At 53.7% G+C, this 26,651-nt stretch carries 26 protein-coding genes; 15 read left to right on the top strand and 11 right to left on the bottom strand.

The genetic code is table 11. The features are described from left to right. Window positions 1-22: 22 nt before the first annotated feature. A complete protein-coding gene (gene gatC / locus ENN66_10165; GenBank protein ID HDS16945.1) occupies window positions 23-316 on the bottom strand; it encodes an Asp-tRNA(Asn)/Glu-tRNA(Gln) amidotransferase subunit GatC in 294 nt (97 codons plus the stop codon). A gap of 376 nt (window positions 317-692) precedes the next feature. Between gatC and ENN66_10160 the strand changes: the two genes are divergently transcribed. Then, window positions 693-2,633, top strand: coding sequence for a hypothetical protein (locus ENN66_10160; GenBank protein ID HDS16944.1), 1,941 nt, complete (start codon window positions 693-695; stop codon window positions 2,631-2,633). 73 nt (window positions 2,634-2,706) lie between these two features. On the opposite strand, the gene ENN66_10155 is transcribed toward ENN66_10160, so the two are convergent. From ENN66_10155 to ENN66_10110, 10 genes are all read right to left on the bottom strand, one after another. Continuing rightward, a complete protein-coding gene (locus ENN66_10155; GenBank protein ID HDS16943.1) occupies window positions 2,707-4,488 on the bottom strand; it encodes a Na(+)/H(+) antiporter subunit D in 1,782 nt (593 codons plus the stop codon). Beyond that, entirely contained in the window at window positions 4,481-4,699 is a 219-nt protein-coding gene (locus tag ENN66_10150; protein ID HDS16942.1) for a hypothetical protein, read from the bottom strand. Before ENN66_10150 ends, ENN66_10155 begins: the two co-directional genes overlap by 8 nt. A 1-nt stretch (window position 4,700) precedes the next feature. Beyond that, on the bottom strand, window positions 4,701-6,194 hold the full coding sequence (locus ENN66_10145) for a monovalent cation/H+ antiporter subunit D family protein (GenBank protein ID HDS16941.1): 1,494 nt from the start codon (window positions 6,192-6,194) through the stop codon (window positions 4,701-4,703). A 78-nt stretch (window positions 6,195-6,272) separates the two neighbouring features. Beyond that, complete coding sequence (locus ENN66_10140) at window positions 6,273-7,787, bottom strand: monovalent cation/H+ antiporter subunit D family protein (GenBank protein HDS16940.1); 1,515 nt, start codon at window positions 7,785-7,787, stop codon at window positions 6,273-6,275. A 100-nt stretch (window positions 7,788-7,887) separates the two neighbouring features. Continuing rightward, window positions 7,888-8,310, bottom strand: coding sequence for an NADH-quinone oxidoreductase subunit J (locus ENN66_10135; GenBank protein HDS16939.1), 423 nt, complete (start codon window positions 8,308-8,310; stop codon window positions 7,888-7,890). A gap of 17 nt (window positions 8,311-8,327) precedes the next feature. Next, entirely contained in the window at window positions 8,328-8,636 is a 309-nt protein-coding gene (locus tag ENN66_10130; GenBank protein HDS16938.1) for a hypothetical protein, read from the bottom strand. Then, window positions 8,636-8,881 (bottom strand): DUF4040 domain-containing protein, encoded by a 246-nt coding sequence (locus ENN66_10125; protein ID HDS16937.1) that lies wholly within the window; start codon window positions 8,879-8,881, stop codon window positions 8,636-8,638. Before ENN66_10125 ends, ENN66_10130 begins: the two co-directional genes overlap by 1 nt. Beyond that, window positions 8,878-9,192, bottom strand: a complete 315-nt coding sequence (locus ENN66_10120; GenBank protein ID HDS16936.1) for a monovalent cation/H(+) antiporter subunit G — start codon at window positions 9,190-9,192, stop codon at window positions 8,878-8,880. Before ENN66_10120 ends, ENN66_10125 begins: the two co-directional genes overlap by 4 nt. Next, window positions 9,192-9,458 carry a pH regulation protein F gene (locus tag ENN66_10115; GenBank protein ID HDS16935.1) on the bottom strand — a complete coding sequence of 89 codons (267 nt, stop codon included), beginning with the start codon at window positions 9,456-9,458 and terminating at the stop codon, window positions 9,192-9,194. Before ENN66_10115 ends, ENN66_10120 begins: the two co-directional genes overlap by 1 nt. Next, the gene (locus ENN66_10110; protein HDS16934.1) at window positions 9,458-10,537 is read right to left on the bottom strand and encodes a Na(+)/H(+) antiporter subunit B; all 1,080 of its coding nucleotides are present in this window, start codon (window positions 10,535-10,537) and stop codon (window positions 9,458-9,460) included. The genes ENN66_10115 and ENN66_10110 overlap by 1 nt, the downstream gene beginning before the upstream one ends. Window positions 10,538-10,828: 291 nt before the next feature. On the opposite strand from ENN66_10110, the gene ENN66_10105 reads away from it, so the two are divergent. The 14 genes from ENN66_10105 (at window position 10,829) to ENN66_10040 (ending at window position 26,621) form a co-directional block, all read left to right on the top strand. Continuing rightward, window positions 10,829-11,254, top strand: a complete 426-nt coding sequence (locus ENN66_10105) for a hypothetical protein (GenBank protein HDS16933.1) — start codon at window positions 10,829-10,831, stop codon at window positions 11,252-11,254. A 76-nt stretch (window positions 11,255-11,330) separates the two neighbouring features. Next, on the top strand, window positions 11,331-11,951 hold the full coding sequence (locus ENN66_10100; GenBank protein ID HDS16932.1) for a hypothetical protein: 621 nt from the start codon (window positions 11,331-11,333) through the stop codon (window positions 11,949-11,951). A gap of 1 nt (window position 11,952) precedes the next feature. Continuing rightward, on the top strand, window positions 11,953-12,492 hold the full coding sequence (gene atpH / locus ENN66_10095; GenBank protein ID HDS16931.1) for an ATP synthase F1 subunit delta: 540 nt from the start codon (window positions 11,953-11,955) through the stop codon (window positions 12,490-12,492). 112 nt (window positions 12,493-12,604) lie between these two features. Further along, window positions 12,605-14,113 (top strand): F0F1 ATP synthase subunit alpha, encoded by a 1,509-nt coding sequence (locus tag ENN66_10090; GenBank protein ID HDS16930.1) that lies wholly within the window; start codon window positions 12,605-12,607, stop codon window positions 14,111-14,113. 72 nt (window positions 14,114-14,185) lie between these two features. Further along, a complete protein-coding gene (gene atpG, locus ENN66_10085) occupies window positions 14,186-15,046 on the top strand; it encodes an ATP synthase F1 subunit gamma (GenBank protein ID HDS16929.1) in 861 nt (286 codons plus the stop codon). Window positions 15,047-15,107: 61 nt separating this feature from the next. Further along, a complete protein-coding gene (gene atpD, locus ENN66_10080; GenBank protein ID HDS16928.1) occupies window positions 15,108-16,523 on the top strand; it encodes a F0F1 ATP synthase subunit beta in 1,416 nt (471 codons plus the stop codon). Between the two features lie 57 nt (window positions 16,524-16,580). Continuing rightward, window positions 16,581-16,988 (top strand): F0F1 ATP synthase subunit epsilon, encoded by a 408-nt coding sequence (locus ENN66_10075; GenBank protein ID HDS16927.1) that lies wholly within the window; start codon window positions 16,581-16,583, stop codon window positions 16,986-16,988. An 89-nt stretch (window positions 16,989-17,077) separates the two neighbouring features. After that, a complete protein-coding gene (gene glmU / locus ENN66_10070) occupies window positions 17,078-18,493 on the top strand; it encodes a UDP-N-acetylglucosamine diphosphorylase/glucosamine-1-phosphate N-acetyltransferase (protein HDS16926.1) in 1,416 nt (471 codons plus the stop codon). A 2-nt stretch (window positions 18,494-18,495) separates the two neighbouring features. Further along, window positions 18,496-20,337, top strand: a complete 1,842-nt coding sequence (gene glmS / locus ENN66_10065) for a glutamine--fructose-6-phosphate transaminase (isomerizing) (GenBank protein HDS16925.1) — start codon at window positions 18,496-18,498, stop codon at window positions 20,335-20,337. 21 nt (window positions 20,338-20,358) lie between these two features. Then, the gene (locus ENN66_10060; GenBank protein HDS16924.1) at window positions 20,359-22,134 is read left to right on the top strand and encodes a chloride channel protein; all 1,776 of its coding nucleotides are present in this window, start codon (window positions 20,359-20,361) and stop codon (window positions 22,132-22,134) included. Window positions 22,135-22,236: 102 nt separating this feature from the next. Continuing rightward, window positions 22,237-24,498 carry an ATP-dependent DNA helicase PcrA gene (locus ENN66_10055; GenBank protein ID HDS16923.1) on the top strand — a complete coding sequence of 754 codons (2,262 nt, stop codon included), beginning with the start codon at window positions 22,237-22,239 and terminating at the stop codon, window positions 24,496-24,498. A 149-nt stretch (window positions 24,499-24,647) separates the two neighbouring features. Beyond that, window positions 24,648-25,988, top strand: a complete 1,341-nt coding sequence (locus tag ENN66_10050; protein ID HDS16922.1) for a signal recognition particle protein — start codon at window positions 24,648-24,650, stop codon at window positions 25,986-25,988. 58 nt (window positions 25,989-26,046) lie between these two features. Continuing rightward, window positions 26,047-26,304, top strand: coding sequence for a 30S ribosomal protein S16 (locus ENN66_10045; protein HDS16921.1), 258 nt, complete (start codon window positions 26,047-26,049; stop codon window positions 26,302-26,304). Window positions 26,305-26,387: 83 nt separating this feature from the next. Further along, on the top strand, window positions 26,388-26,621 hold the full coding sequence (locus ENN66_10040) for a KH domain-containing protein (protein HDS16920.1): 234 nt from the start codon (window positions 26,388-26,390) through the stop codon (window positions 26,619-26,621). Window positions 26,622-26,651: the final 30 nt, after the last annotated feature.

Raw genomic sequence — 26,651 nt, 5'->3', positions numbered from 1 at the left:
GTCGGCTGAGTGCCTGGCTGGTTTACTCAATGACTTGGGGAACGGCAAAGAAGTTATCTTCCCGGGCCGGGGCATGGTTCAAGATCCTTTCGCCCAGTCCCTCTCGTAGGACATCCTCGCGCAGCGGGGTGGCCGTGGCCGATACATGGGCCATGGCCGGAACCGTGGAGGTGTCCAGTTCCTGGAGCTTTTCGACATAGCCCAGAATGGCGTTCAGTTGGGCGCCATATCTTAGCATTTCACTTTCATCCATCTCAATGCGGGCGAGAGTGGCAACGTGTTTGACCGTACCTAGATCGATTTTTTCAGGGGACATGATTTCTCCTCGTAATGGTTTAAAGAGGTTCAATTCAGTAATTATGATGTCTTTCAGGTTTTTAACCCTGCAACCCGCGGATCAGAGCCCTTATGCGCGACCTTCTGATGGCTGTCGGGTGCGGCCCTGAGCTGTAGGCCGGCTTGCAGGCCGATGGTTTTGCCGAGGGTAAAATTTATTCTGAACTGTAAAGCCAGTATATCGCATGTTTTACCGTAACTTGTCAAAAAGGATTTGGATTTTATTTCGCTTGTTTGTTTCCCGGAACCGGAGTTTTTTGTTGACGGAAGCCGCCTTAATATGTTCATGATATCGTCATGATCCACGAGGTTTCTGAATTGTTTTGTCAAAAGCGCATATCGACACGGGAAAGCCTATGAAGAAAACCTTTATTTATCTGAGCTTTTTTTTCAGTTTAATCTTTCTGTCGGCCTGCGCCGACTTTCCGGAAAAAGGCGCTTCGGATGATCGTGCTGGCGCAGGAGGTTTGCGGCGTCCTGCGACCCTGCAGATTTCAGAGCCGACAGCACTTTGGCTGAAACAGATTGAACAGCTGGAATGTCTGGGCGATTATTCCGGGGCCGTTCGGGTTTTGCGGGAGCGTTATCTGCGGTCGCCGGATCCGGTGCTAGCGGAACTCTACTCCAGACTTCTGACTAAGCTTGATGAGGGTGAACTGCACGACTGGTGGCGGATGGAAAGCGAAAAGGGGCTTGCCTGCTACTTGGCGGCCGAATCTTTCCGCCGGCTTGAACAGCGTCCCGCGAACCGCTTGACTCCGGCGGATCGGCGCCTGCTTTTTGACCTGGCCGAGAGGCTGAGCTCGGCTTGTGTTGAGGGCATCGCGGATGAGGTCAGGAACGCGGCTCAGGATTATTTGCTTCAGGAGCAGGCTGACGGCAGCAGCGCGATGCTGACCGTCGGCTGTCTTTTGCCCTTGAGCGGTTCAAATGCCGAGGCCGGCCAAAGCCTGCTGCGCGGTATGGAACTGGCCCTAGCTGTTTATCCTGAGAACACCCTGTCGCCGGCCGCGCGGTCCTTGGCCGGGGGTTCCACTGGGGCGGAGAACATGAATTCGGAAACCAGGCCAACCTTCGCAAGCCTGGCGGCGGCAACGTCAGTTTTGCCGGAGGAGGCTCGGTTTTTGTCGGGAAACTTACCCCGAATGCGTTTGCTGCTTTACGATACCGCCGGTGAAAGTGAGCGTGCACGTGCTGGAGTTCGCTATCTGGTTGAAGAAAAGGGGGTCTGTCTGTTACTTGGACCCTATACCGGCAAAGCGGCAAATTATGCGGCTGTGGAAGCTCAGAGTCTCGGGGTGACGATGGTCAGTTTGAGTCCTCTGTTGCGGGATCTGGATCGTTATCCGAATGTTTTTTTGCATTACCCGACGATCCACAACCAGGCTCAAGCTTTGGCGGAAGTGGCCATGAGTCGTATGGGAATCGGGTCTTTTGCGATTCTGGCGCCGCGTAACCCCTATGGGCGGACCTTTGCGGAAGTTTTCAGCCATTGGGTCGGCGTCTGGGGAGGGGAAGTTGTCAGGCAGGTCTTTTATGATGCCGGTCGTCCGGATTTCGGCCCGGCGATACGGGAATTGATCGGTAATGAGGTCTATCGTCGTTTCAAGGAACAACGCAGTGAGTACGAGGCCTGGTTGAAGGAACGCAGGGCTGAAGTAAAAAGCCCTGAAAAGGAAAATGCGGCGGTTGATCAGCTTGTTGGCCTGGCTCGGGAGATCGGTCTTTGGGAAGAAGAAGCGGCCTTGTTTGACGAAAAAACAGAAATCATGCCCCGGCCTTTGCTGGCCTGTGATTTCGAGGCGATTGTCATTCCCGATCGGGAGCAGACGTTAAAATTACTGATTCCTCAACTGGCTTTCTACGATCTTGAAGAGATGTTTCTTCTAGGCGGGCGCTACTGGAACAGCGAAGATCTTTTGCAGACGGTGGGTGAATATGGTGAAGGCGCCATCTTTGTCGATGCCTTTTTTGCCGACCGTCAAGGAAAAACCGCTGATCTGGGCTCCTTTCTGGATAGCTTCTCCGCGCTTTACCCGGAGGAAACTCCAGGCTTGCTGGAGGTGCTTGGTTATGACACCATCATGCTGCTGCGTCGTCTGGCTTTGGACCTTGAAGGAGGACGGTCCGATGCGGAAGCCTGGCGGCAGCTTCTGGCCGTTTGCCGCGATCTGCCTCTGGTTTCAGGTTTGACGACAGCTGCAACCGATGGTGAACTGACCAAAAAACTCTATCCCCTGATTTTTAAACGGGGGCAAATTGAATTGTTTGGGGGTGCTTGCCCCTCTGACAAATAATTCCGGCGGGATTATCGTATAGTTTCTGTCGGAATTGAACTTGACAACCAAGCCTTTTCTCGCGGTTTGGTTGTCAACCCGCGACCCGCATGTAGACCAGAGCGTAAAGGAAGAGAAAAATCAAAGAGATGCCGACCCCGATGCCGACTGGCAGGCGATAGTGATTTTCGTCGTAGCGGCGTTGCAGCAGTTCGCGCATGGCTTTTTCCTGGCCAATGATCGTATACCAGATAATTTCCAGCAGGGCGTAAGGATGGTGGCTGAGCTGGGCTGAGGTTTTAACCCGTTCGGCAAAAGCGGTCTGAATCTGGTTGCGGAGACGGTTGAGGGGGTAGGTGCAGAATAGCCGGACGGCCTTGCCGAAAACCCGGTAAAACCAGTCGGTGTCGAGCGAGATGGCTTTTTTGCCGGCTAAGAGCCTGTTTCGATAAAGGCAGAAGGCGGCCAAGGTCAGCAGGAGAAGCTGCAGAGAGGCGACGACATGGCTTGGCGCATAAGGATGAAAATGGACTTCATAGGGCAGCAGTCGGTAGAGTAACTGCGGAAAAATTCCGGTAATAATGCATAACCCGGCGGCCAGGGCCATCCCCAGCTGCATGTTGAGGGGCGGTTCCTTGACCTCGGCAATGATATCTTCGCTGCCGTCGGGCTGCCCGAACCAGACCCCCCAGGGCAGTTTCAGACCGACACTCAAAAATGTACCTACCGAAGCCAGGTGCAGCATCAGTTCAATGAGCGGACGATGGGCATAACCAGCGGCCGCGACAATCATGGTTTTGCTGACAAAGCCGTTGAACAGCGGCACCGCCGAGATGGAAAAGGCCCCCACCATGTAGAGCATCAGGGTTAGTGGCATCTTGCGGTAGAGAGCACGTCCTTTGAGGTCAAGCAGGTTCCGGCGGCCGGTGACCATGATCACCGCGCCCATGCCCATGAAAAGCAGGGCCTTGTAGAGAATGTGGCAGAAGGCATGGGCCCCGGCTCCGTTCAGGGCCATCTCGGAACCGAGTCCGACGGCACATACCATGTATCCGACCTGGCTGACGATATGGTAGGCCAGGAGCCGGCGCAGGTCTTTTTCAATGACCGCGTAGACAACCCCGTAGAGGGTCATGATGGCCCCCAGCCAGACCAGAATTTCGGTTCCGGCGAAGGAACGGGCCAGAACGTAGACCGCGCTTTTGGTGGTAAAGGCGGTCATGAAAACACTGCCGGTGATGGTGGCTTCCGGATAGGCATCGGGCAGCCAGGCGTGCAGCGGCGGGACCGCGGCATTGACGAGGAAGCCGAAGAGAATGAACTTGGCAGCCAGGGTGCTTGGATCAAAAGGATTAAAAGCGATGGAGCCGGTGTTGGAAACCTGCATGACAATGCCGCCCAACAGGATTGCGCCACCGAAAAGGTGGACCAGGGCGTAACGGAAACCGGCTTGCAGAGAGGTTTCGGTTTGGTTGTACCAGATCAGAAAAACCGAGGCCGCAGCCATGATTTCCCAGAAGAAAAAGAGGGAGAAGAGATCGCCGGCAAATACCACGCCGAGGGTGCTGCCGACGTAGAAATAGGCCGCGACGTGCTGTCCTATTTCCTTGATGTGAATGGCGTAGACCATGCTGACAAAGGAAATAATGACAAATATATAAGCAAACAGCAGGCTCAGCTTGTCAACCCGGCCCAGAATCAGTTCATAACCGAGAAAGTGGATTTGCCAGTAAACGCCTTCCGGCATGCGCAGAATGACGGCCAGGGCCGCCAGGGGAAGCAACAGGGCCAGCAATTGCTGTAGACGGCGCACGCGAATAAGAGGCAGCAGCAGCGCGCCGATGATATAGATAAAAGCGGGCGGCAGGTTAATCATGATCGTAGAAGCTCTGGTCCTTTAAAAGCCAGTTGTGACCCAGCCATTTAGCGAAGACGATTATCAGAATGGCGCCGAAAAAGCCGAAAAACATATCAAAAACCGGCAGTTTCTGCCACCAGAAATGAGGGTGTGGATTGGGGAACGCCAGGCCCAGGAAAAAAACCGCGACTATGGCGGCCAGTAACAGGCGTTGTAAATTGGTTTTCAACTTAACCTCCAAGGACCTTGCCAACGGCCAGCTGGACAAGATTGAGAAAATTGAGAAAGGCATTCGGCATAATTCCAAAAACTATAGAAAAAAGAGCGGTCAGACACAGTGGTATGACCATGAGGAGCGGGGCTTCGTCGATGCCGGGAGCGACGTCGGGCAGCGGTTTTTTAAAATAGCCGTTATAGACTATCGGGAAAAAGAAGGCGACATCAAGCATGGCGCTGGTCAGGATGACAAAAAGAAAAATCAGGTGATGGGTCTCTACCGCACCCAGGCAGAGAAACCATTTACTGATAAAACCGTTGACCGGCGGAATTCCGGAAAGGCCCATGGCGGCGATGGTAAAGGCGGCGAAGGTAAAGGGCATCTGGCGGCCGAGACCGTCGAGCTGGCTGACGTGATCCTTCTTGGTTTTGGCGTAGATGGCCCCGGCGCAGAAGAAAAGGGTGATTTTCATGAAAGCGTGGTTGGCAATATGAAGCATGCCCCCGGTCATAGCCTGCTGGTTGAGCAGGCTGACTCCCAGAATGATCAGGGCCAGATTGTTGATGGTGGAAAAGGCGAGTCGGCGTTTGAGATGGTCCTGACCCAGGGCGAGCAGGCCGGCGACGACTACGGTGAAGGCGACCACACCGGCCAGAATCGTGCCGAGGCCGAGATCGTGGAGCAGGTTCGGCCCGAACACATAAAGAATGACCCGCACACAGCCGAACACCCCGGCCTTGACCACAGCGACCGCATGCAGTAGGGCGCTGACCGGGGTCGGAGCAACCATGGCCGCCGGCAGCCATTCATGAAAAGGCATGATACCGGCTTTTACTCCGAAGCCGGCGATAAACAAGGCTAGCAATATAATCAGCAGGCCGGGGTCAGCATGGCCCGCGAGAAAACCTCCGGCCCTGAAATCAAGGGTCCCGGCCAACGAGTAGGTAATGGCGGTGGCCAGTAGCAACAGACAGCCGGCGGTCAGGGTGTAAACCAGATACTTGCGCCCGCCCACGACCGCGCTTTCATCCTCGTGATGGATGACCAGGGGCCAGGTCGCGATGGTCAGAATCTCGTAAAAAATCAGCAGAGTCAGAAGATTGCCGGCAAACGCCACGCCGATGGCTGCGGACAGGCACATCGCGAAGCTGAAGAAATAACGGCTTTGCCCATGCTCGTTGAGGCTTCTAACGTAGCCGATGGAGTAAATGGAAGTGGGGATCCATAAAGTGGCGGCGACCACTCCGAAAAGCAGACCGAAGGCGTCAACCCGAAACTGCAGGGCGACTCCGGGCGTCAGGGTCAGTAGGGTGTATTCGATGGTCTTGCCGTCGAGCACCGGTTGAATCAGAGAAAAAACCAGGCCGAATTTGATCAGGGCCGCGAGAATGGTCCAGCCTTCCCGCAGATTGCGGGACCGTTCGCCGGTCCACAGGATCAGGAAGGCGGCAACCATTGAAACCAGGACGGCCAGCCATGGTTTTATCGAGTAGACCACTTCACCCATGCCGTGTAAATCCTTCAAAGTAGTTTCAGGACCCGAGTATTCCGGGCCCGTTCTTCGGTTGCGGTTATCGTCTGCTGTTTAAAAAACCGTCGGTACCGCATGCTGAATGACACCGGCGATAATTTTCCCACTCAAGGGGCCGAGGAGAATGATGATCGCGGCCGTAAGCAGAATCGGAATCAACATGCTTGCGGGCGCTTCGTCGCGGATTGCGGCGCCTTCCGTATGCTCTGCGGTCGGGCCGTGACCTTCCCCCGGGATAAAGGGTTTCAGGTAGGCCTTTTCGATGATGCGGAAGAAAAGGACCGCATTGATCAGACTGCTGCCCAGCAGGGTGACCGCGAACACCCACTGTCCGGCTTTAATCGTACCCATGATCAGATACCATTTGCTGAAAAAACCGCAGGCCGGCGGAAGGCCGCACATCGAAAGGGCGGTGATCACGAAAGCCGCCATGGTCAGCGGCATCTTCTGATTTAGATGCAGCAGGTGATTGATTTCCCGGCCGTGGCCCTTGCCGGAGATGGCGCCGATGATCATGAACAGGGAAAAAACCATCCAGGCGTCATTGACAATATGAAGAATGGCTCCAGTGAGGCCGGGGCGGTTCATGACGCTGATGCCCATGACGATATATCCGACTTCGGCAATCATGATATAGGTGACCATGCGTTTGATGTCGGTCTGGGCCAGCGCCTTGATGCCGCCGACAATGATGGCAACTACGGCCATCCAGCCTAGAATCGTCGCTGTTGGAATCACTGAAACCGCGAAATCCGGTTGAAACAGCGTAAACATGATGCGAATCAGCAAGTAGGCTGCAACCTTGGTCATCAGCGGGGCGATCAGGGCACTGACCGGCGAGGGGGCCGTGGTGTAGGCATCCGGCATCCAGGTGTGCAGTGGAAACAGCCCCATTTTAATCGCGATTCCGGTAGTGAAAAAGGCGAAACCGACGAGCAGTACCTTGGAGTGGTAGAGCTCGGGCAGAAGTTGCGCCAGGTCGGCGATATTGAGGGAGCCGGTCACCATATAGAGATAGCCCACGCCAAGCAGGTAAAAACTCGCGCCGATGGTGCCGATGATGATATAATTGAAGGTCGCCATCGGAGCCCCATCCTCGCCGTGAGCGATGAGGCCGTAGCCGGAAAGCGAGGAGATTTCCAGAAAAACAAAAATGTTGAAAAGATCACCGGTAATGACAATGCCCAGTAATCCGGTGATCTGGAGTAACAGCAGGGTGTAAAAATGGGTCTCTTTACCCTTCAGGTCGAGGCTGATTCCGGTTTTGGCGTAAACCGCCGCCAAGAGGCCGATAGCGGCGACCAGGATCAGCATCAGCGTACTCAGGTGGTCGAAGCGATATTCTATTCCCCAGGGCGGAGCCCAGCCGCCGACATTGTAACCAAAAGGACCGTGGGAGAGAACTTGAAGCAATGAGACGATGGCTGCTCCCAGGGGCATGGTGAGAACGGTCAAGGCCCAGGGCCGGCACAGGGAGGGGAAACGCCAGCCGATGACCGGGGTCAAAAAGGCCCCGAGAAGAGGGACGATGATAATTAAGGCCGGAATCTGGTCGCTCATTGCATTCATGCAAATGCTAACCGGGCTGAGGGTTGGCCGGAAAGGTGACAGGGTCTTTGCGGCTTAGCCGCAGCGATTCCGGTGGTTGGGAACATCTTGATCTCTCAAATCAACTTTCGAGGCCTGAGGTTTTGTAGGAGGATGACTCCTTGCGAATGGCCATGATCTCATCTTCTTCCAGCGTCTGATAGCGTTTATAAATCAAAATCAAGGTGGCCAGGGCCACGCCGGTAGTGGCGATGGAAACGACAATCGCGGTCAGCATCAGGACGTGAGGCAGAGGGTTAAGATAGTCGGCAACCCTGATTAACGGCTCGCCATGGCCATGGCCGAAGTCTTTCAGGATGGGAACCGTGGCGCCGCCTTTCTTGACCCCGATCGAAACAAAGAAAAGGATGATCGAGGTCTGAAAGATATTCATGCCGATCAATTTTTTGACCAGGTTACGTTTGCCCATCATGGCATAAAGGCCGATCATCATCAGGACCACGTAAATCCAAAAGTTGTATTTGGCCAGAATGTATTCAAGCATCTGTGGTTACGCCTTGGTCATTCCTGGTCGGGGTGGAGTCGGATTTTACGGACCCGGCGCAGAAGAAAGAGGCAAGAAATTGAAGCGGTAAAAATTACCGTGGTTTCTCCCAGGGTGTCATAACCTCGATAATCGGCCAGGACCGCGGTCACGATATTGGGGGTGGCGGTTCGCAATCCGGCTTCAGTGATGTAGCGCGGTGAAACGTGGGTGTTTGCCGGAGAGTCGGGATCTCCCCAGGCCGGCATGTCATGAATGCCGTACACCAGCAGCGCTCCGGTCATGATGACGGCGATCCAGGAAAACAGTTTGAGCCAGTTTGTCATCAGTCCTTTGACCTCCGTGAGGTTTTATTGACGGCCGCAATAAACAACACGGTGCCGATTCCGGCTCCCACCGAAGCTTCGGTGAAGGCCACGTCAACGGCACCCATTTCGGTCCAGAGCAGACACATGAAAAAACTGTAGGCGCCGAGAATGATAACCGCGCCCAGGAGATCCTTGAGGTTGATGGCGGCAAGCGCACAAATGACGATAAACAGAAGCAGAACAATATCCAGCTGCCAGATCATGATTTTCTTTCCTTGTTGGTCCAGGGTTTGACCCCGCAGCGAAAGGCGGCTCGGCAGATGGCATGGGTTCCGGTCGGATTGGCGAAAAAGAAAAAGACCGCAATCAATAAAAGTTTCAGGCTGTCAAGGTTGCAACCCAGATGAACGGCGAGGCCGCTCAGGCACAGAAAAACAGCCAGGGTATCACTTTTACCGGTGGCATGCATGCGGGCGTAGAAATCAGGAAAACGCACTAAACCGATAGCGCCGGTCATAAAGAAAAAACAGCCCAGACAGACCAGGGTGATGGTTGCAAAATTTCCTATGGTCATCAGATTTCCCCCTTGCCTTCAAAATAGCGGGCCGCCGCCAGGGTTCCGACGAAGTTGAGGATGGCGTAAACCATGCTGATGTCGATAAACATGGCGACTCTTTCGTAAAGAAAGCCGATTACAACCAAAATTATCAGGGTCTTGGTGCCGATGGCACCGACTGCAACCATGCGGTCGATGATGGTTGGTCCGACTATGGCTCGATAGAGACAGGGAACAACCAGCAGGCAGAGAAAAAGGCTGCTGCCGAGGAAAAATACTTCCATCAGCGCTTCTCCTCGGTCGTTTGCAGAGCTCGCGACGCGTCGGCCCGTTTGCCGCTAAGTTCGCCGGCGCTTGCGATATCGACAAAAATAGAGATCATGCAGGCCATGACCGCGACCCCGACCCCGATTTCAACTCCGAGTATACCCAGTGATCGGGCCTGTGGAATGCCGACCTGGAGCATGCCGTCAAGCTGGGCGTAATCCAGCAGGTTTCCGCCCAGTAAAATGCACAGAGCGCCGATGCCTCCATAAATGAAAACCCCAGTGCTGCAGAGCATGGCAGTCAGCTTTTCCGTAACCTTGGTAAGGGTTCGACGCAGCCCGAAGGCCAAAGCCAGCAGTATGATGCTGGCCGCCAGAATCACACCCCCCTGAAAGCCGCCCCCGGGAGAATAATGGCCGTGAGCGATGACGTACAGGGCGTAAAGCTGAATGAAGGGAGTGAATATTCGAATGATGGTCTTGACGATCAGATTGTCGGCTTCCGTGGCGAGCATGGCGCGGGCGTGTTCGTTGGTGGGGCCCATCGGCAGGAATACCTTTTCAATCCGTGCCTCCATCTCTCCGCTTTGAAGATCTTCGACGACCTTGTCGTCAATGGCGTGAATGATCATTTTCTGGTCAATCAGATCTACGGTTATAGTGCCCGGGGTCAGGGTGATTGAGTTGGCCAGGGTAACCAGGGCCATGCCGTTAGTCAGGCGGGTCTGATAGGGAATCATGCGGGGATTCAGTTTGTTCAGGGGAGAAAAAACCAGTTTTGCCAGATGTAAATTGGAAAGCACGATCTGGTAAAAATGCCACGGGATATAAAGCAGTAGGCGCGGAAAAATAAGATGCGTATGGCCGGCTCCGACATAAACAAAAAGAAAGTCGCCGGAGGCGTAGGCGACCAGAAGGCAGCAGCCTAAACCGATTGTAAGATGGAAAACATCGTAATGGCCGGAAAGCAGCAGCCAGAAGATTGAAAGTAAAACAAGTGTCAGGAACAAATGTCTGATCCGGTCAATTTTTCTTTGAGTGAAAACCGGATTGTAATTTGTCAGCGGCGTATGGAAGGGCTTAATCACGGGCCTCATGTCTGGCTGACCCGAATGGTTCGGTTCAGCATCATTAAAATGGGGTTATGCTTTAAAAATATAACTTTTTTGATTTTATTGTCAAGATGTTTTTTCAGTAAAATTAGCTTCTTAGCTGGAGGGCTGAGGGCACAAAAAAAACTTGACTTGGCGAGCTGCGGTATGTTAACAATGCGCCCGCTTTAGTGCCCGGTAAATAAGTTAAAACAGCTTGGAATACAGGCTTGTTTTGGCCGTGGGTCGGGTTGTGACGGGCTGTGTAGCGTGGTAATTTCCTTGGGAGAATAGACCGTGATTGATCTGAATGCGACAATGTTGATCCAGTGGGGTGTTATCGTTGCCCTGATGGTGTTCCTGCACTACTTTTTGTTCAAGCCGGTTTTGCGCGTCATCGATGCGCGTCAGGCCAAGGTTGAGGGTACCGTTGCCGGAGCCCATGAGGTTCGGCAACGGGCGGATCAGAACCGCGTGACCTACCACGAGCGGATCGAAAAGGCCAAGGCCGGCATGATGGACCGTGCCGCAGCGGTTCGGGAGGGCGCGGTTCGGGAGTCGCGGGAATTGCTGGATAAAGCCCGGGAAGAGGCTTTGGCTCAGGTTGAGGCGACGAGAGAACGGGTTCGGCGTGAAAGTGAGGACGTACGGCAAAAACTGGCCCATGAGGTTGACTCGCTGGCCCGGAATATCGCCGGAAAAATCCTGGAGAGGGAGCTTTAGTTTTTAATCGCGGCGGTTTAATTGGCGAAGTGCTTACGAAATTGTCAGGTTTCAAGTCAAGGGGTGCGGGATTAGAATGAATAGTTGTGCAGTGAACAAAGCCGTGAAGCTTGCGTTGGTTGTTCTGTTGGTTGGCTTTGCCGCGGCGGCGGCCGGGGCGGCTGAACATGGTGGCGGCGAACACCAGAGCCTCTATACCTTGCTGGCCGAGAAGCCGCTGCCTCTGCTTAGGGACTTTCTCTGGCGATTGATCAATTTCGGAGTCCTGCTCTGGATCCTAATCAGGTTTGCGGGTAAGCCTTTTCGTGAGTTTTTTGCTGGTCGTAAAGAGAGTTTACTGAAAGGGGTGGCAGAAGCTCAGGAAGCGAAAACGGCGGCGGAAAAGCTCTATAGCGAATATCAGGCCAAGCTGGCCGGACTGGAAGCGGAATTGCGGGAGTTGGAAGAACGCAGCCAGCTGGAAGCTCGGCGCGAGCAGGAGAGGATGCAGCTGGAGACGGAAGCATTTGTGGCTAAGTTGCGTCAGCAGGCCCGGCAGATGGCTGAGCAGGAAGTCCTGGCTGCCAAGCGCGAATTGCGTGATGAGGCGGCCCGGCGGGCACTTGAGGTAGCCGAACGTCTGGTCAAGGAAAACCTCAATGACAGCGACCGTCGGCGAATGGTGGAAAACTATCTGGGAAAAATAGTGAGGGCATGATTTGATTCGCGATATTATTGCCAAGAGATACGCCAAGGCCTACTTTGCCCTGGCTCGTGAAGATGGGCGTTTGCTGGAAGCACGTTTGGAGCTCGACGACTTTGTGGCTTTTCTGGCGGTGCAAGCGGAGCTGCGCGGGGTTCTCTATAATCCGGTTTTTGAGGTGGCGCAGCGCAAGCAGGTTTTGAATTCCCTGTTGGATCGTTTGCGGGTTTCAGACCGCTTGCGCAGTTTACTGGGAATTCTGATCGACAAAAATAAAATAGCCTATGTTGCTTTGGTGGCGGAAAATTTTGCCCGTTTGGTGGATGAAGCCGAAGGGCGCCTGAAGGTGGAGATCGCCACTGCGACCCTCCTGGAAGAGGAGGTTCAGGTTCAATTGCGCGAAGAGTTCAAACGGATAACAGGAAAGGAAGTTGACCTAGCCATCAATGTTGACGAAAGTCTGCTTGGCGGACTGGTTGCCCGCTACGAGGGTAAGGTTTACGACGGTAGTATCAGAACTCAGCTGAATCGCCTGGGTGAGAGCCTGCGCGCATAACAGAAGTAACTGAGTTGACGGAGGGATTGCACGCTGGCAACTCAATTGAGAAACTGAGTCAGAATGGATTCATTATTGAATAAAGCAGTTTTCTAGGGAGTTACAAAAGGTCATGGAATTACGCGCTGAAGAGATAAGCCAGATTATCAAGGATCAGATCGAAAACTATGAGAAAAAGGTAGAGGTCAGTGAGACCGGGACTATCCTGACGGTAGGTGATGGCATCGCGCGTATCTACGGCTTGGAAAATGCCATGGCCGGTGAGCTGCTGCTTTTTCCGCATGATATCTACGGTATGGTTCTGAACCTTGAGGAAGACAATGTCGGGGCTGCGATTTTCGGAGAAGATACGGAGATCGGCGAAGGTGATGAAGTCAAACGTACCGGGCGGATTGTTGAAGTGCCGGTCGGCGAAGCCTTGTTGGGTCGTGTGGTCAATGCGTTGGGGCAGCCGATTGACGGCAAGGGACCTATCGTTTCCGAACATCGTCGCCGGGTAGAGATCAAAGCCCCCGGGATTGTCGACCGACAGTCTGTCCATGAACCATTGCAGACCGGGCTTAAAGCCATTGACTCGATGGTGCCAATCGGTCGGGGGCAGCGTGAATTGATTATTGGCGACCGGCAGACCGGAAAGACAGCGGTAGCCGTTGATACGATTATTAATCAGAAAAATACTGATGTTTACTGTATCTACGTGGCTATCGGTCAGAAACGCTCAACGGTGGCCCAAGTGGTTGCCAAGCTTGAAGAGTTCGGCGCCATGGAATACACCACGGTTGTCGCAGCGACTGCCAGCGAACCTGCGCCCCTGCAGTTTATTTCTCCGTATAGTGGAGTGACGATGGGTGAATATTTTCGCGACAGCGGCAAACATGCCCTGATAATTTATGACGATCTTTCCAAACAGGCGGTGGCCTATCGCCAGCTTTCACTGCTGCTCCGGCGTCCCCCGGGACGCGAAGCCTATCCCGGGGATGTCTTCTATGTTCATTCCCGCCTACTGGAGCGGGCCGCTAAAATGAGCGCTGAGCGTGGTGGTGGTTCCCTTACCGCTTTGCCGATTATTGAAACTCAGGCCGGCGATGTTTCCGCCTATATTCCGACCAACGTGATTTCGATTACCGACGGTCAGATCTTTCTGGAGTCCGATCTGTTCTATTCCGGGATTCGACCGGCCATTAACGTTGGCTTATCGGTTTCCCGGGTTGGTGGCTCGGCGCAAGTGAAAGCCATGAAACAGGTTGCCGGTTCACTCCGTCTCGACCTGGCCCAGTACCGGGAAATGGCGGCTTTCGCCCAGTTCGGCAGTGATCTCGATAAAGCAACTCAAGCCATGCTGGCCCGTGGATCGCGCCTGGTCGAAATCCTCAAGCAGGATCAGTATTCACCGCTGCCGATGGAAAAACAGGTTTTTATTATTTATGCCGCGATTAATGGGCATATCGACGGCTATCCGGAAGCGGCACTGCTGCGCTATGAGGCCGAACTTTTGGCCTTTATCGCAGCTAACTACAGCTCGATCTTAGTCGATCTGAAAGAGCGTAAAGCCATAGATGACGATCTTAAAGGCCGCATGGAGGAAGCTTTGAAAGCCTTTAAAGATGTTTTCAAAGCTTAGTTAAGGTAGTCTGCGGCACTGCGTTATTATAAATTTCCGAACTTACTGATTCAGGCGGAAACAGGAAAATAGATGGCAAATCTAAAAGATATCAGAAAGCGAATCGCCAGCGTCAAAAGTACGCAGCAGATTACCAAAGCCATGCAGATGGTAGCCGCTTCGAAGCTGAAAAAAGCTCAGGAGGGCGTGGTCCAGGCGCGTCCATATGCGATTAAGATGGGAGACGTGCTGGCCAGTCTGGCGGTTCGGGTTAAACCCGGCAAGCATCCCCTCTTACAACGTCGCGAGGAAAAAAAGATCGAGCTTCTGGTCATCACTTCTGATCGTGGTCTCTGTGGCGGTTTTAATACCAATGTTATCAAGGCCGCCGATAGTTTTATCAGAGACAGGCAGGCGAGCTGCGATGAAGTTTGTCTCAGCGTCGTCGGCCGTAAAGCCAGAGATTATTTTCGTCGCCGCAACTGGGAATTCCGTAATGAGGATCTTAACCCCGGCAGTACCAGTTTCAGTCAGGCTGAAAGTGTCGCCCGTCCGATAATCGATCGCTATGTTCAGGGTGAAAGTGATGCCGTGTATGTCGCCTACACTGAGTTTCAATCGGCCATGACCCAGAATATCGTGGTTCAACGTTTATTGCCGCTGGAACCGCGACCCTTGGCCGAGGGGGAAGTTCCGGTAGAATACCTCTATGAGCCGTCCGAAGATGCCTTGCTGGCCGAAATCATACCGCGTTATCTCTACACCCAGATGTTCCGTATGCTGCTTGAGTCCATTGCCAGCGAGCATGGCTCGCGCATGACGGCTATGGATTCGGCAACCAAAAACGCGATTGAAATGAGTGGAAAACTGACCTTGCTTTACAACCGCGCGCGACAGGCGGCGATAACCACTGAGCTGATGGAAATTGTCAGCGGCGCGGAAGCACTGAATTGATAACCAGGTTCAATACAATTTATTAAAATTTTGTGATAAAACCGATTAAGAGGTAAAGGTAATGAGCAATAAGAATATTGGCAGAATAACCCAAGTAATTGGACCTGTAGTTGACGTTGTGTTCGAAAAAGGAAAATTGCCCCCGATTTTTAATGCTCTGCGGATTACCAACAAATCGTTGAACGACAAAGAGTGGAACCTGGTCTGTGAAGTGGCTTCGCATCTCGGCGAAAACACGGTTCGTGCGGTTTCAATGGATTCAACCGATGGTCTGGTGCGGGGCACTGAGGTCTGGGATCTCGGTGAAATGATGACGATGCCGGTCGGCCATGAAGTCCTGGGTCGTATTATTAATGTAATTGGTGACCCGGTTGACGAAATGGGTCCCATCGGTGAGAAAAAACGCTATCCGATTCATCGTCCGGCTCCTTCTTATGAAGATCAGAGTACCGGTCTTGAAGCCCTGGAAACCGGGATCAAGGTTATCGATTTGTTGGCTCCTTATGTCAAGGGTGGTAAGATCGGACTGTTTGGTGGAGCCGGGGTCGGTAAGACCGTCGTTATTATGGAACTGATTAACAACATTGCCACGCAGCACGGCGGCTATTCGGTTTTTGGTGGCGTCGGCGAACGGACTCGGGAAGGGAATGACCTCTGGCATGAAATGAAGGCTTCCGGCGTACTTGAAAAAACCGCCTTGGTTTACGGCCAGATGAATGAGCCCCCGGGAGCTCGTTTGCGGGTTGGCCTTTCGGCCTTGACGGTCGCGGAATATTTTCGTGATGAAGAAGGTCAGGACGTGCTTCTTTTTATTGATAATATTTTCCGTTTTACCCAGGCCGGCTCAGAGGTTTCGGCTTTGCTGGGGCGCATGCCTTCAGCGGTTGGTTATCAGCCGAACCTGGCTACCGAAATGGGTGAACTTCAGGAGCGGATTACCACGACGAAAAAGGGTTCGATTACCTCCGTTCAGGCCATTTATGTGCCGGCGGATGACCTGACCGATCCCGCGCCGGCCACGTCATTTGCGCATCTTGATGCGACTACGGTTCTCTCTCGGCAGATTGCCGAACTTGGTATCTATCCTGCGGTTGACCCGCTGGACTCAAGCTCCCGTATTCTCGATCCCCGGGTGCTCGGTGAAAAACACTATAAGGTTGCTCGTGAAGTGCAGCTGGTACTGCAGCGTTACAAAGATCTTCAGGATATTATTGCGATTCTGGGAATGGATGAGCTATCTGAAGATGATAAACAGCTGGTCAACCGGGCGCGGAAGATACAGCGTTTTCTCTCCCAGCCCTTTCATGTCGCCCAAGAGTTTACCGGCACCCCCGGAGTCTATGTTAAGCTTGATGATACCATCCGTGCTTTTGAAGAAATCATCTCAGGTAAGTATGATTCGCTTCCGGAACAAGCTTTTTACATGGTCGGCGGTATCGAAGAAGTGGTCGAAAAGGCCAAAAAACTCGGCGTTTAACTGAGTCGACTGTCCGGATACTTTTTAAAGCAACAAGTCAAGTGAGACAGTACAATTATGGAAAGTGATAAAATACGTCTGGTCATTGTCAGTCCTTATCGCCAGGTATTGGATGTTGAGGTGGATGAGGTAATCGCTCCTGGAGAAGAGGGCCAGTTCGGGGTGTTGCCTGGACATACTCCTTTTCTGGCAACGGTCAGTGTCGGGCAGTTAATCTATCGGCAAGGCAACCAGCTTAAGTATGTGGCCGTCTCGCATGGTTATGCCGAGGTCGAATATCATCAGGTTATCGTCTTGCTTGATGCCGCAGAGTTGCCGCAGGAGATTGATGTTGCCCGAGCTGAAAGGGCCCGTCAGCGGGCCGAAGCCCGCCTCTCCGAGTTGAGTCCTGAAGATAAGGATTTTTTTGAAGAAAAAGCGGCGCTGGATCGGGCTCTAAACCGGATTACGGTTGCCAAAGTCTGAGAAAAGTTTCATGGAACTTAAACTATAGAATTTATCTGTGGGCCGACAGGCCGGAAACGGGAGTTGCCTGACTCCCGTTTTTTTGTTTTATGGAGTTTTTTGCCATGGATCAGCTCAATGCCATTGTCTTGGCCGCGGGCCGGGGCACCAGGATGCTTTCATCCTGTCCTAAAGTGCTGCATTTTCTGTTGGATAAGCCGATGCTGTCTTATTCTTTGCGAACCCTCAGTGAGCTTGGAATCAAGCGGCGCCTGGTTGTGGTCAGTGGGGATGAGGTCGGTGATCAGGTGGTTGAGGCCCTGGCTTTCGAGCTGGGATTAGAGTGGTCGCGTCAGGCCAGCCCCAGGGGAACTGCTGATGCCGTGGCCGCAGCTTTACCGCAACTGGCAAACGAACAGGGCACCGTCTTGATTGTTTGTGGAGATGTTCCTTTGTTGCGACCCGAAACCTTGAGCGCTTTTTATCGTCACCATCAGGCTAAGCAGGCTAAGCTTTCGGTCTTGACCGCGGTTCTTGACGAGGGCGGCAGCTATGGCCGAGTCCTGCTTGACGGAATGGGCCGGCCTGAGGCGATCGTCGAAGCACGGGATGCAAGCCCCGAGGAACTGGCCTGTACCAGAATTAACAGTGGTACTTATCTGGTCGATCTCGAGCTCCTGCGTCAGGCTTTGGCCGCGACTGATTGCCGTAACGCTCAAGGGGAGTACTATTTAACGGATATGGTGGCCTTTGCCCGCAGTCGAGGTGAAACAACCGCAATTTTTGATCTTGACGATGCTCGTGAAATTCTCGGAATTAACACGAGGGCGGATCTTGTCGCCCTGGAGAAGATCATGGCCCGACGTCTGGTCGATGTCTGGCTTGCTCGAGGAGTTACAATCCATCTGCCGGAGACCGTGCGGATCGGCTCTCGGGTGAGTATCGGGCCGGATACGGAAATCGATTCAGGGGTTACCATTTTTGGTCGTACCACGATCGGCAATAACTGCCGGATCGGAGTCGGTGCCTGGTTGCAGGATTGCTGTTTGGCCGATCGAGTTGAAATCAAGCCTTATTCAGTGCTTGAACAGGCACGGATTGATGACGGCAGCGCTATCGGTCCCTTTGCTCGTCTGCGCCCGGGCACGGAAATCGGGCCTGACGCTAAAATCGGCAATTTCGTGGAAACTAAAAAGGCTCGTTTTGGTCGTGGCGCCAAGGCTTCCCATCTTGCCTATATCGGGGATGCTGAGGTTGGTGACGAGAGTAATCTCGGGGCCGGGACGATAACCTGTAATTACGATGGTTTTAAAAAATTCAGGACCGAGATCGGGTGCCGGGTTTTTATCGGGTCCGATTCACAGTTGGTGGCGCCGGTAAAAATCGGCGATGATGCTTTGATCGGGGCTGGATCGACGGTCACTCGAGAGGTTTCGGCTAATGCTCTGGTGACGACCAGGGTCCGTCAGAAGGAACTGGCCGGGCGCGGCATGGCCCAGCGCCGTAAAGCGCTCGCGGAGGATTGAAAATGTGCGGGATCGTTTCATATCTTGGGCCTCGTAATGGGGTTCCGGTGGTCCTTGATGGATTACGCAAGCTTGAATATCGGGGCTATGATTCAGCCGGGATGGCGGTTTTCAACGGCCGGGAAATCGAGATTCATCGCAGCGTCGGCAAGCTGGTGGGGCTGGAAAAGAAGGTTCTGCAAAAAAATCTCTGCGGTTCGCCGGTCATCGGTCATACCCGCTGGGCCACTCACGGGCGTCCGACCGAAGCTAACGCCCATCCCCATAATTATCAGGGGGTCGTGGTGGTTCATAACGGAATTGTTGAGAATTACCTGGAACTGCGGCGTAAACTTAGTGACCTCGGCCAGGTGTTTGCTTCGGAAACCGACACGGAGGTGATCAGCCATCTGATTGTCGGCGAGCTCAGACAGGGGCTTTCCTTTGTCGAAGCGGTGCGGGCCGCTCTGCTTATGATTCGGGGAACTTATGCCTTGGCGGTTATGTATGACCAGGAACCACGCCGTCTGGTGGTCGCCCGGCAGAGCAGTCCCCTGGTGCTGGCTTTGGGGGAAAAGCCGGGAGAGTATTTTGTGGCTTCCGACGTTCCGGCTTTGCTGGCGTGGTCGCGTGAAGTCATTTTTCTCGAGGATGGGGAGCTCGCGGTTCTGGATGAAGGGGGGATGCGGATTCAGGGACTCCATGACGCGCTCCCGCGAGAGAAAAAAGCCCAGCGGATTACCTGGGATGCGATTATGGCGGAAAAGGGTGGCTATAAACATTTCATGCTCAAGGAGATTTATGAGCAGCCCGAAGCGGTCAGCAATACCTTGCTGGGTCGTCTCAATGAGGATCGCAGCGGGGTTGAATTGCAGGAGCTGGGTTTCAGTCCGGAGCGCTGGCTCTCTTTTAAGGAAATCAAGATCATCGCCTGCGGTACCTCATGGCATGCCGGGCTGGTGGCTAAATACTGGTTTGAAAGCCTGGCCCGAATTCCGGCCGAGGTTGATATCGCGTCTGAGTTTCGGTATCGTGATCCCCTGATTTCCTCGTCTACGTTGGTGATCGGCATTTCTCAGTCGGGAGAAACCGCCGACACCCTGGCCGCGTTGCAGGAGGCCAAGCAGCGCGGCGCTACCCTGCTCGCCGTTTGTAACGTCATGGAAAGCAGTCTGGCGCGTTATTGTGACGCGGTGTTCTATACCTATGCCGGACCGGAAATCGGGGTGGCCTCAACTAAGGCTTTCACCACCCAGTTAGTGGTTCTTTTCCTGCTGGTTCTCGATCTTGCGGCTCACCGTCGAACCCTGACGCATGATCAGCTCAGTGCTCAGATCAGGGCTCTGCAGCAGGTGCCGGGCGCCTTGGAAAAGGTTCTGGCCAGGGCCTCTGAAGTGGAACACCTCGCGCGCAAATATCATCAGGCCAGTGATTACTTGTATCTGGCTCGAGGGGTGAATTTTCCGATTGCCCTCGAGGGTGCCCTCAAACTCAAGGAAATCTCCTATATCCATGCCGAAGGTTATCCGGCCGGGGAGATGAAGCATGGGCCGATTGCCCTGATTGATGAAAACCTGCCGGTGGTCGTTCTCGCGCCCCCGGATCGGCATCTGGATAAGATTATCAGTAACTTCCAGGAAGTGGCGGCCCGGGATGGGCGGGTGCTGCTTTTTTCCGGCGCCGACCTGCACCTCCCGAAGGATGTCGGCGAGCTCGATCATTTTGTTGTCGGTGAAGTCAATGAAGAGCTTAATCCGCTGCTTTATGTTGTGCCGCTACAGCTCTTAGCTTATTATACGGCCGTCATCAAGGGGACCGATGTCGATCAGCCGCGCAATCTGGCGAAAAGTGTCACGGTCGAATGATCCTCGGGAACTTGTTAACCAATGAACTTTCGTAGCCGACTTGTCAACCTGGTTGACGTTTTGAAAAAACGCGTAGGCCTTTCGGAGAATTATTTTCTGATTTTCCTCGCGGTGCTGGTTGGCGGGCTGAGTGCCCTGGGTAACTGGGGTCTGCGTTCCGCGATCAATTTTTTTCATGAGTATCTTTTCGTCGCCGGCTCATCCTGGCTGGGAGTTGGAGAGGGAGGCTGGAAGTTTTATCTCTTGCCTCTTCTGCCGATGGTTGGTGGTCTTTTGCTGATTCCTCTGGAAATGGTTTTCCCTGGATATGTCTGCGGCTACGGCCTGCCCAAATTCTTAAAGATAGTCAACCTCGGTCGGGGCCGTCTGGCGCGGCGTAATATTTGGCTCAAGATTGTCGCGCCGGCGATTACTATCGGCAGCGGAGGTTCTGCCGGACAGGAAGGGCCCATCGCGGCGGTCGGCGGTGCTATTGGTCAGATGGTCGCCGGTTTTTTTTCTTTCAATCAGGCCCGGATTCGTTTGCTGGTTGCCTGCGGAGTGGCCGGCGGGATTGCCGCAACGTTCAACGCGCCGATTGCCGGCGTCTTTTTCGCCCTTGAAATTATCATGATGGGCGATATCGGGCTGGCCATCTTTACGCCGGTAGTCATTGCTTCCGCCACCTCGGTGGCTTTTACCCGATTGCTTTTCGGGCGCGCGAGTCTGCTGGCGGTGCCGGCCTTTGCCCTGAATAATTTTCGTGAGCTTTTTGTGTATATGGCGATGGGTCTGGTGATCGGTTGCCTGGCCGCTTTTTTTATCCGTTTTTTTTACGTGGTCCATGATTTTTTTAGCCGGTTGCGTTTTCCCCGTTATCTGAAACCGGCCCTTGGCGGTTTGCTGGTGGGCCTGATCGGCCTTGTTTTTCCGCAGGTCATGGGGGATGTTTATGAACATATGGGTCATGTTTTTCACCAGCCGCCGTTCTGGTACACGGCCCTGGCCCTGGTTTTCATGAAGATTCTGGCGACTTCCATCTGCCTTGGTTCCGGTGGGGCCGGTGGCCTTTTTGCCCCGATCATGTTTGTTGGCTTGATGATCGGGGAGAGCTGCGGTCTGATGGCCTGCCGTCTGTTGCCCGAAGTCGTGCATGCCGCCGACGGTTACGCTGTGGTTGGTCTAGGAGCCTTTCTTTCGGCCATGACGCATGCGCCCTTGACAGCGATCTTTCTGGTCTATGAACTGACCGGTGAATCGCAGGCCATCCTGCCGGCTATTTTTGCTACGGTGGTCGGGATCATGGTGGTCCGCAGTATTGAACCGGAAAGTGTCGATACTTATGGCCTGGCCCGGGAAGGGATTCATCTGGAAGATGGTCGCGAACTCAACCTGCTGCGTTCGATCAGAATCGGCGACATCATGTTCCGCGGTTCGCTGGAAACCATCCCCGAGACCATGAAATTAAAATCCCTGCTCCAGTTTCTCCCGCGTTCACGCAAAACCACCTACCCCGTGGTGGACGGTAAGGGCCTGTTAAGCGGTATCCTCAGTATTCAGGATTTGCGGGAACTGGTGTACGAGGAAGGCCTTGAAGAGCTGATTGTTGCCAAAGAACTGGCCCGGGATAAGGTGCTGACGGTCACGGCCGGGGAAAATCTCGATGATGCCTTGCGAAAGATCGGATCCCGCAATATCGATTATCTTCCCGTGGTGTCTGAAGCTAATCCGCGCCGTCTGGTCGGCATGGTCTCGCGCCAGGATATTATCTCTGCCTATAATCGCAGCCTGCTGGAGCGTGAATTGCCGGGGGCCTGATACGGCCTGAACGGGAGCGCCGCAGGTTTTGCCTTGGCAACCGGCGGAGCCGCCGGGGCTGCATTCTTTTCTGATTTTTCCTGCAGGTGAAAGTCTATCGTGATGAACCAAGTTAACCCCTTTAACCATGAAAAGCTTGTGGCCGGACTTAATCCGGTGCAGTGCGAAGCGGTGATCAACGATCGCGGTCCGCTGTTGATTCTGGCCGGCGCCGGTAGTGGCAAGACGCGGGTGATCGTTCATAGAATCGCCTATCTGATTGAAGTTAAGGGCGTCGCTCCGCAGGAGATCATGGCGGTCACCTTTACCAATAAGGCCGCGCAGGAGATGCGCGAGCGGGTGCGAGCGCTGATTGGTCCGGTAGCCGAACGCATGTGGATTTCAACCTTTCATTCAACTTGCGCCAGGATTTTGCGTGAACACGGTGGCCGTCTGGGTTTTTCCGATAGGTTTACGATCTATGCCGATAAGGAACAGGTGGCCTTGCTCAAGGAGGTGGGCCGCAAGCTCAATCTTTCGCCGACCATGTTTCCGACCGAGGGGTTGCGCTCAATTATTGATGACGCCAAGAATCGCGGCGTCGGGCCCGAAGAATATGCCCGTGAAGTGCGCCACTCACATAATCCCAAGCTTCTGCGGGTCGCGGAGGTTTATCAGCTCTACCAGGAGAGTCTGCTGGCCAATGACGCGCTTGATTTCGGTGATCTGATTTTTCATACAACCCTGCTTCTGGGGGCGCATGCCGATCTGCTTGAACACTATCGTGAGCGATTTCAATATATTCTGGTGGATGAATATCAGGATACCAATGAGGTGCAGTACCGGCTTGTCAGCCTGCTGGCCGAACCTCGGCGTAATCTCTGTGTGGTTGGCGATGACGATCAGTCGATTTACAGCTGGCGTGGGGCCCAAATCAAAAATATTCTCGATTTTGAAGCGGATTATCCGGAGGCCCGGGTTATTCGTCTGGAAGAAAATTACCGCTCGACCGCAACCATTCTTCAGGCCGCTAAGCAGGTTATTGCCGGCAATCAGAAACGCAAAGGCAAGGATCTGTGGACCAAAAACAGCTCGGGTGAGCCGATTTCTCTCTATCTTGCCGCCAATGAGGGTGATGAATGCAGTTATGTGGTGAAGCGCATTTCCGGCTCGGTGCGGGAACCCGGAGCTTTTGCGATTTTTTATCGGACCAACGCCCAATCCCGGATTTTTGAAGAGGGTCTCAGTCGCAAGGGCATTCCGTATGCAATTATCGGCGGGACTAAATTCTATGACCGGGCCGAGGTGCGGGATCTGCTGGCTTATCTCAAGGCGGTTAACAATGAACGTGACAGCCTCAGTCTGTTACGGATTCTGAATGTTCCCGGGCGCGGCGTCGGCAAGGTTTCGATTGAGCATTTGCAAGCCTTCGCGGAGGCCCGCCAGCTCAGTCTCTGGGAGGCGCTGGAAGGTCTGGAGGAGGAGACTCCGCTGCGCGGACAAGCACAAACCGCATTGCTGTCCCTGCGGGATCTGATTCTTACCTGGCGGCGCGAACATGAGGCCTGCAAGCCGAGCCAGCTGTGCGCCAGAATCATTGCGGAGATTGGTTTTGCCGATTGGCTCAAGAAGGATAGCGATCCGATTCAGGCGGAGGCCCGTGGTGAGAATGTGGCCGAATTGTTGAACGCCATTGAGCTCTGGGAACATGAGCAGGAACATCCGACCCTGGCGGGCTATCTTGAAAATGTGGCTCTGGTTAACGATGATCAGTTGGTGGCGGAAAATGCCTCAAGGGTTACCCTGATGACCATTCATCGGGCCAAGGGACTTGAATTCGATGAAGTTTTTCTGGTCGGAATGGAGGAAGGGCTGTTTCCCGGGCGCCGCAGTTACGAACGTCCCGAGTTGCTGGAAGAAGAGCGGCGGCTTTGTTATGTCGGCATGACCCGGGCGCGGCGGAAACTTCATCTCTCCGCTTGTCGAATGCGGCGGTTGTATGGGCAAACGGTTGATAACCGTCCCTCGCGTTTCATGCTTGACATCCCCCTGGAACTGCTGCGTCGCGAAGATCGTGGACTCAAGGGAGCGGGTTGGGCTCCGGAATCGAAGCTTTCCCGGAACATGGCTTCAGCTTTGCCGGCGGACGCTCCGATTCGTCGGCGCCCCGCTCCGGCGCGGGCGCCGGAAACAGGAAAGGTCGAAAGCCGGGGCGGGCCGGTTTCTTTTCCCCCTGGGACTCGAGTGGAACACGCGGTCTTTGGTCCCGGAGTGGTTGCCGGAGTCAAGGGTTCGGGAGCGGAGACCAAACTCGATATTGTTTTCAGGGATCAAGGGCGCAAGGTGTTGCTGCTTAAATATGCTTCGCTCAAGAGGGTCGATTAGGCCCGCGGTTTTTTTATTTGACTTTAGTAAGCCAAGTGGGCTAATATTCCCGTCCTTATAATTTGTCTGACAGGAGGGGTGCGCCTGTAATTTTATGGGCGCCGGTTTTTTTGTAAAAAGATAGAAAAGCGTCTTTTTACGGGGTTTTTATGTTTGAGTCGCTTTCCGACAAGCTGGACGGGACGTTTAAAAAGCTGCGCGGCCAGGGGCGTCTGACCGAAGGTAATGTCAAGGATGCCCTGCGTGAAGTGCGCCTGACCTTGCTTGAGGCGGATGTTAATTTCCTGGTTGTCAAACAGTTTGTCAAAGCCGTTCGCGATCGGGCGATGGGCGGTGAAGTCCTGGAAAGTCTGACTCCGGCGCAGCAGTTTGTCAAGGTCGTCAATGAAGAGATGATTGCCCTGATGGGTGGTAATGCCTCCGGCTTAAACCTTAAGGTCGCTCCACCGGCAGTGATCATGATGGTCGGGCTTCAGGGTTCGGGTAAAACCACTTCTTCAGGGAAACTGGCCCTTTCCCTGAAGAAACAGAAACGTCGTCCTCTGTTAGTGTCGGTCGATGTTTACCGGCCGGCGGCGATTGACCAACTACAGAGTCTGGGGCGTCAGATCGAGGTTCCGGTTTATCTTACTGATGCGAATGAGGATCCGGTCAAGATCAGTCGTAAGGCGGTCGAGGCGGCCCGGCAGCAGGGTTATGATACGGTTATTATTGATACCGCCGGTCGCTTGCAGATTGATGCGAAACTGATGGCTGAGCTGGAGAAAATCAAGGCGGCGGTTGTGGCCCACGAGATTCTTCTGGTGGCCGACGCGATGACCGGTCAGGAAGCCGTCAATATCGCTAAAACCTTTAATGACGCCCTTGATATCAGTGGCGTTGTCCTGACTAAGCTGGATGGTGACGCCCGGGGTGGGGCGGCCTTGTCGATCAAGGCGGTTACCGGCAAACCGATAAAATTTGTCGGCGAAGGAGAAAAACTCAGCGCCCTCGATGTTTTTCATCCGGATCGCATGGCGTCGCGGATTCTCGGCATGGGTGACATGCTGACCCTGATCGAAAAAGCCCAGGAAAGCGTGGATCAGAAAAAGGCCGAAGAGCTGGCGCGCAAGCTCCGTAAGAATGAATTTTCCCTGGATGATTTTCGTTCCCAGCTGAAGCAGATCAAAAAACTGGGCTCAATCGGCGGGATTATGAAAATGATTCCGGGCATGGGTCGGCTCAAGGATAAACTCGGGGATGAAGCGATCAACGAGAAAGAAATGGTGGTGATTGAGGCGATTATCAATTCAATGACCGACAAGGAGCGCCGTGATCACCGGATTATTAACGGCAGCCGGCGTAAAAGGATTGCCCAGGGCAGCGGGACGACGGTTCAGGATGTTAACCGGTTGCTGAAGAATTTTCTTGAAATGAAGAAGATGATGAAGCAATTCAAGAAGATGGGACCTAAGGGTCTAAAACGGATCATGGGTCAACTTGGCGTTTGATGATAATTTTTGCAGTAACTAACTGAAATTTTGTTTATAAAAAAGGAGAATTTGACTGATGGCAGTAAAATTAAGATTGACCCGGAGAGGGGCGAAGAAGAAACCCTTCTACCGGATTGTCGCGGCTGATTCCCAGGCTCCCAGGGATGGTCGTTTTCTCGAAATTGTCGGGACCTATGATCCCCATCAAGACCCGGCGGCGATAGTTTTGCATGATGATAAACTCAATTACTGGCTGGAGCAGGGAGCTATTCCGACGCCCACCGTGGCCAGTTTGATTGAAAAAGGACGAGCCTCTGCAGAGGTCTCCGCTTAGGAGCTTTTCGGGGCCGCTCGTTCAGCTTGATCTCATAATCGATTCCTTTGCCGCCTGGTTTAGCAGGTGCTTGGAGAGAAGCAATGTATAAAGATTTGATTGAGTATCTGGCTAAATCCCTGGTTGATAACCCGGATGAGGTTGAGGTCAGGGAGCGGGAAGAAGACGAGGCCGTACTGCTGGAGCTTTGCGTCAATCAGAAAGATCTGGGGAAGGTGATCGGTCGTCAGGGGAAAACCGCCCGGGCCATGCGGACCATTTTAGGCGCGGCGGCCGCCAAGGAAGGCCGCCGCGCCAGCCTTGAGATTGTCGAGTAGCTTTTTTCTGAATTGGCTGGATTCCGGAGC

This window comes from Pseudomonadota bacterium (assembly GCA_011049115.1).
Lineage (GTDB): Bacteria > Desulfobacterota > Anaeroferrophillalia > Anaeroferrophillales > Tharpellaceae > DSCM01.
Note: the sequence above shows the minus strand (reverse complement) of the source record. Positions and strands in the feature narration are given on the sequence as shown.

Excerpts from the sequence above, each read along its gene's own strand:
- glmS (HDS16925.1), top strand. The coding sequence starts at position 18,496 with ATGTGCGGGATCGTTTCATATCTTGGGCCTCGTAATGGGGTTCCGGTG.
- atpG (HDS16929.1), top strand. The coding sequence starts at position 14,186 with ATGGCAAATCTAAAAGATATCAGAAAGCGAATCGCCAGCGTCAAAAGT.
- ENN66_10055 (HDS16923.1), top strand. The coding sequence starts at position 22,237 with ATGAACCAAGTTAACCCCTTTAACCATGAAAAGCTTGTGGCCGGACTT.
- ENN66_10060 (HDS16924.1), top strand. The coding sequence starts at position 20,359 with ATGAACTTTCGTAGCCGACTTGTCAACCTGGTTGACGTTTTGAAAAAA.
- ENN66_10075 (HDS16927.1), top strand. The coding sequence starts at position 16,581 with ATGGAAAGTGATAAAATACGTCTGGTCATTGTCAGTCCTTATCGCCAG.
- glmU (HDS16926.1), top strand. The coding sequence starts at position 17,078 with ATGGAGTTTTTTGCCATGGATCAGCTCAATGCCATTGTCTTGGCCGCG.
- ENN66_10110 (HDS16934.1), bottom strand. The coding sequence starts at position 10,537 with ATGAGGCCCGTGATTAAGCCCTTCCATACGCCGCTGACAAATTACAAT.
- ENN66_10115 (HDS16935.1), bottom strand. The coding sequence starts at position 9,458 with ATGGAAGTATTTTTCCTCGGCAGCAGCCTTTTTCTCTGCCTGCTGGTT.
- atpD (HDS16928.1), top strand. The coding sequence starts at position 15,108 with ATGAGCAATAAGAATATTGGCAGAATAACCCAAGTAATTGGACCTGTA.
- ENN66_10040 (HDS16920.1), top strand. The coding sequence starts at position 26,388 with ATGTATAAAGATTTGATTGAGTATCTGGCTAAATCCCTGGTTGATAAC.
- ENN66_10145 (HDS16941.1), bottom strand. The coding sequence starts at position 6,194 with ATGGGTGAAGTGGTCTACTCGATAAAACCATGGCTGGCCGTCCTGGTT.
- ENN66_10120 (HDS16936.1), bottom strand. The coding sequence starts at position 9,192 with ATGACCATAGGAAATTTTGCAACCATCACCCTGGTCTGTCTGGGCTGT.
- ENN66_10045 (HDS16921.1), top strand. The coding sequence starts at position 26,047 with ATGGCAGTAAAATTAAGATTGACCCGGAGAGGGGCGAAGAAGAAACCC.
- ENN66_10140 (HDS16940.1), bottom strand. The coding sequence starts at position 7,787 with ATGAATGCAATGAGCGACCAGATTCCGGCCTTAATTATCATCGTCCCT.
- ENN66_10130 (HDS16938.1), bottom strand. The coding sequence starts at position 8,636 with ATGACAAACTGGCTCAAACTGTTTTCCTGGATCGCCGTCATCATGACC.
- ENN66_10125 (HDS16937.1), bottom strand. The coding sequence starts at position 8,881 with ATGATCTGGCAGCTGGATATTGTTCTGCTTCTGTTTATCGTCATTTGT.
- ENN66_10160 (HDS16944.1), top strand. The coding sequence starts at position 693 with ATGAAGAAAACCTTTATTTATCTGAGCTTTTTTTTCAGTTTAATCTTT.
- ENN66_10155 (HDS16943.1), bottom strand. The coding sequence starts at position 4,488 with ATGATTAACCTGCCGCCCGCTTTTATCTATATCATCGGCGCGCTGCTG.
- ENN66_10135 (HDS16939.1), bottom strand. The coding sequence starts at position 8,310 with ATGCTTGAATACATTCTGGCCAAATACAACTTTTGGATTTACGTGGTC.
- ENN66_10090 (HDS16930.1), top strand. The coding sequence starts at position 12,605 with ATGGAATTACGCGCTGAAGAGATAAGCCAGATTATCAAGGATCAGATC.
- gatC (HDS16945.1), bottom strand. The coding sequence starts at position 316 with ATGTCCCCTGAAAAAATCGATCTAGGTACGGTCAAACACGTTGCCACT.
- ENN66_10050 (HDS16922.1), top strand. The coding sequence starts at position 24,648 with ATGTTTGAGTCGCTTTCCGACAAGCTGGACGGGACGTTTAAAAAGCTG.
- ENN66_10100 (HDS16932.1), top strand. The coding sequence starts at position 11,331 with ATGAATAGTTGTGCAGTGAACAAAGCCGTGAAGCTTGCGTTGGTTGTT.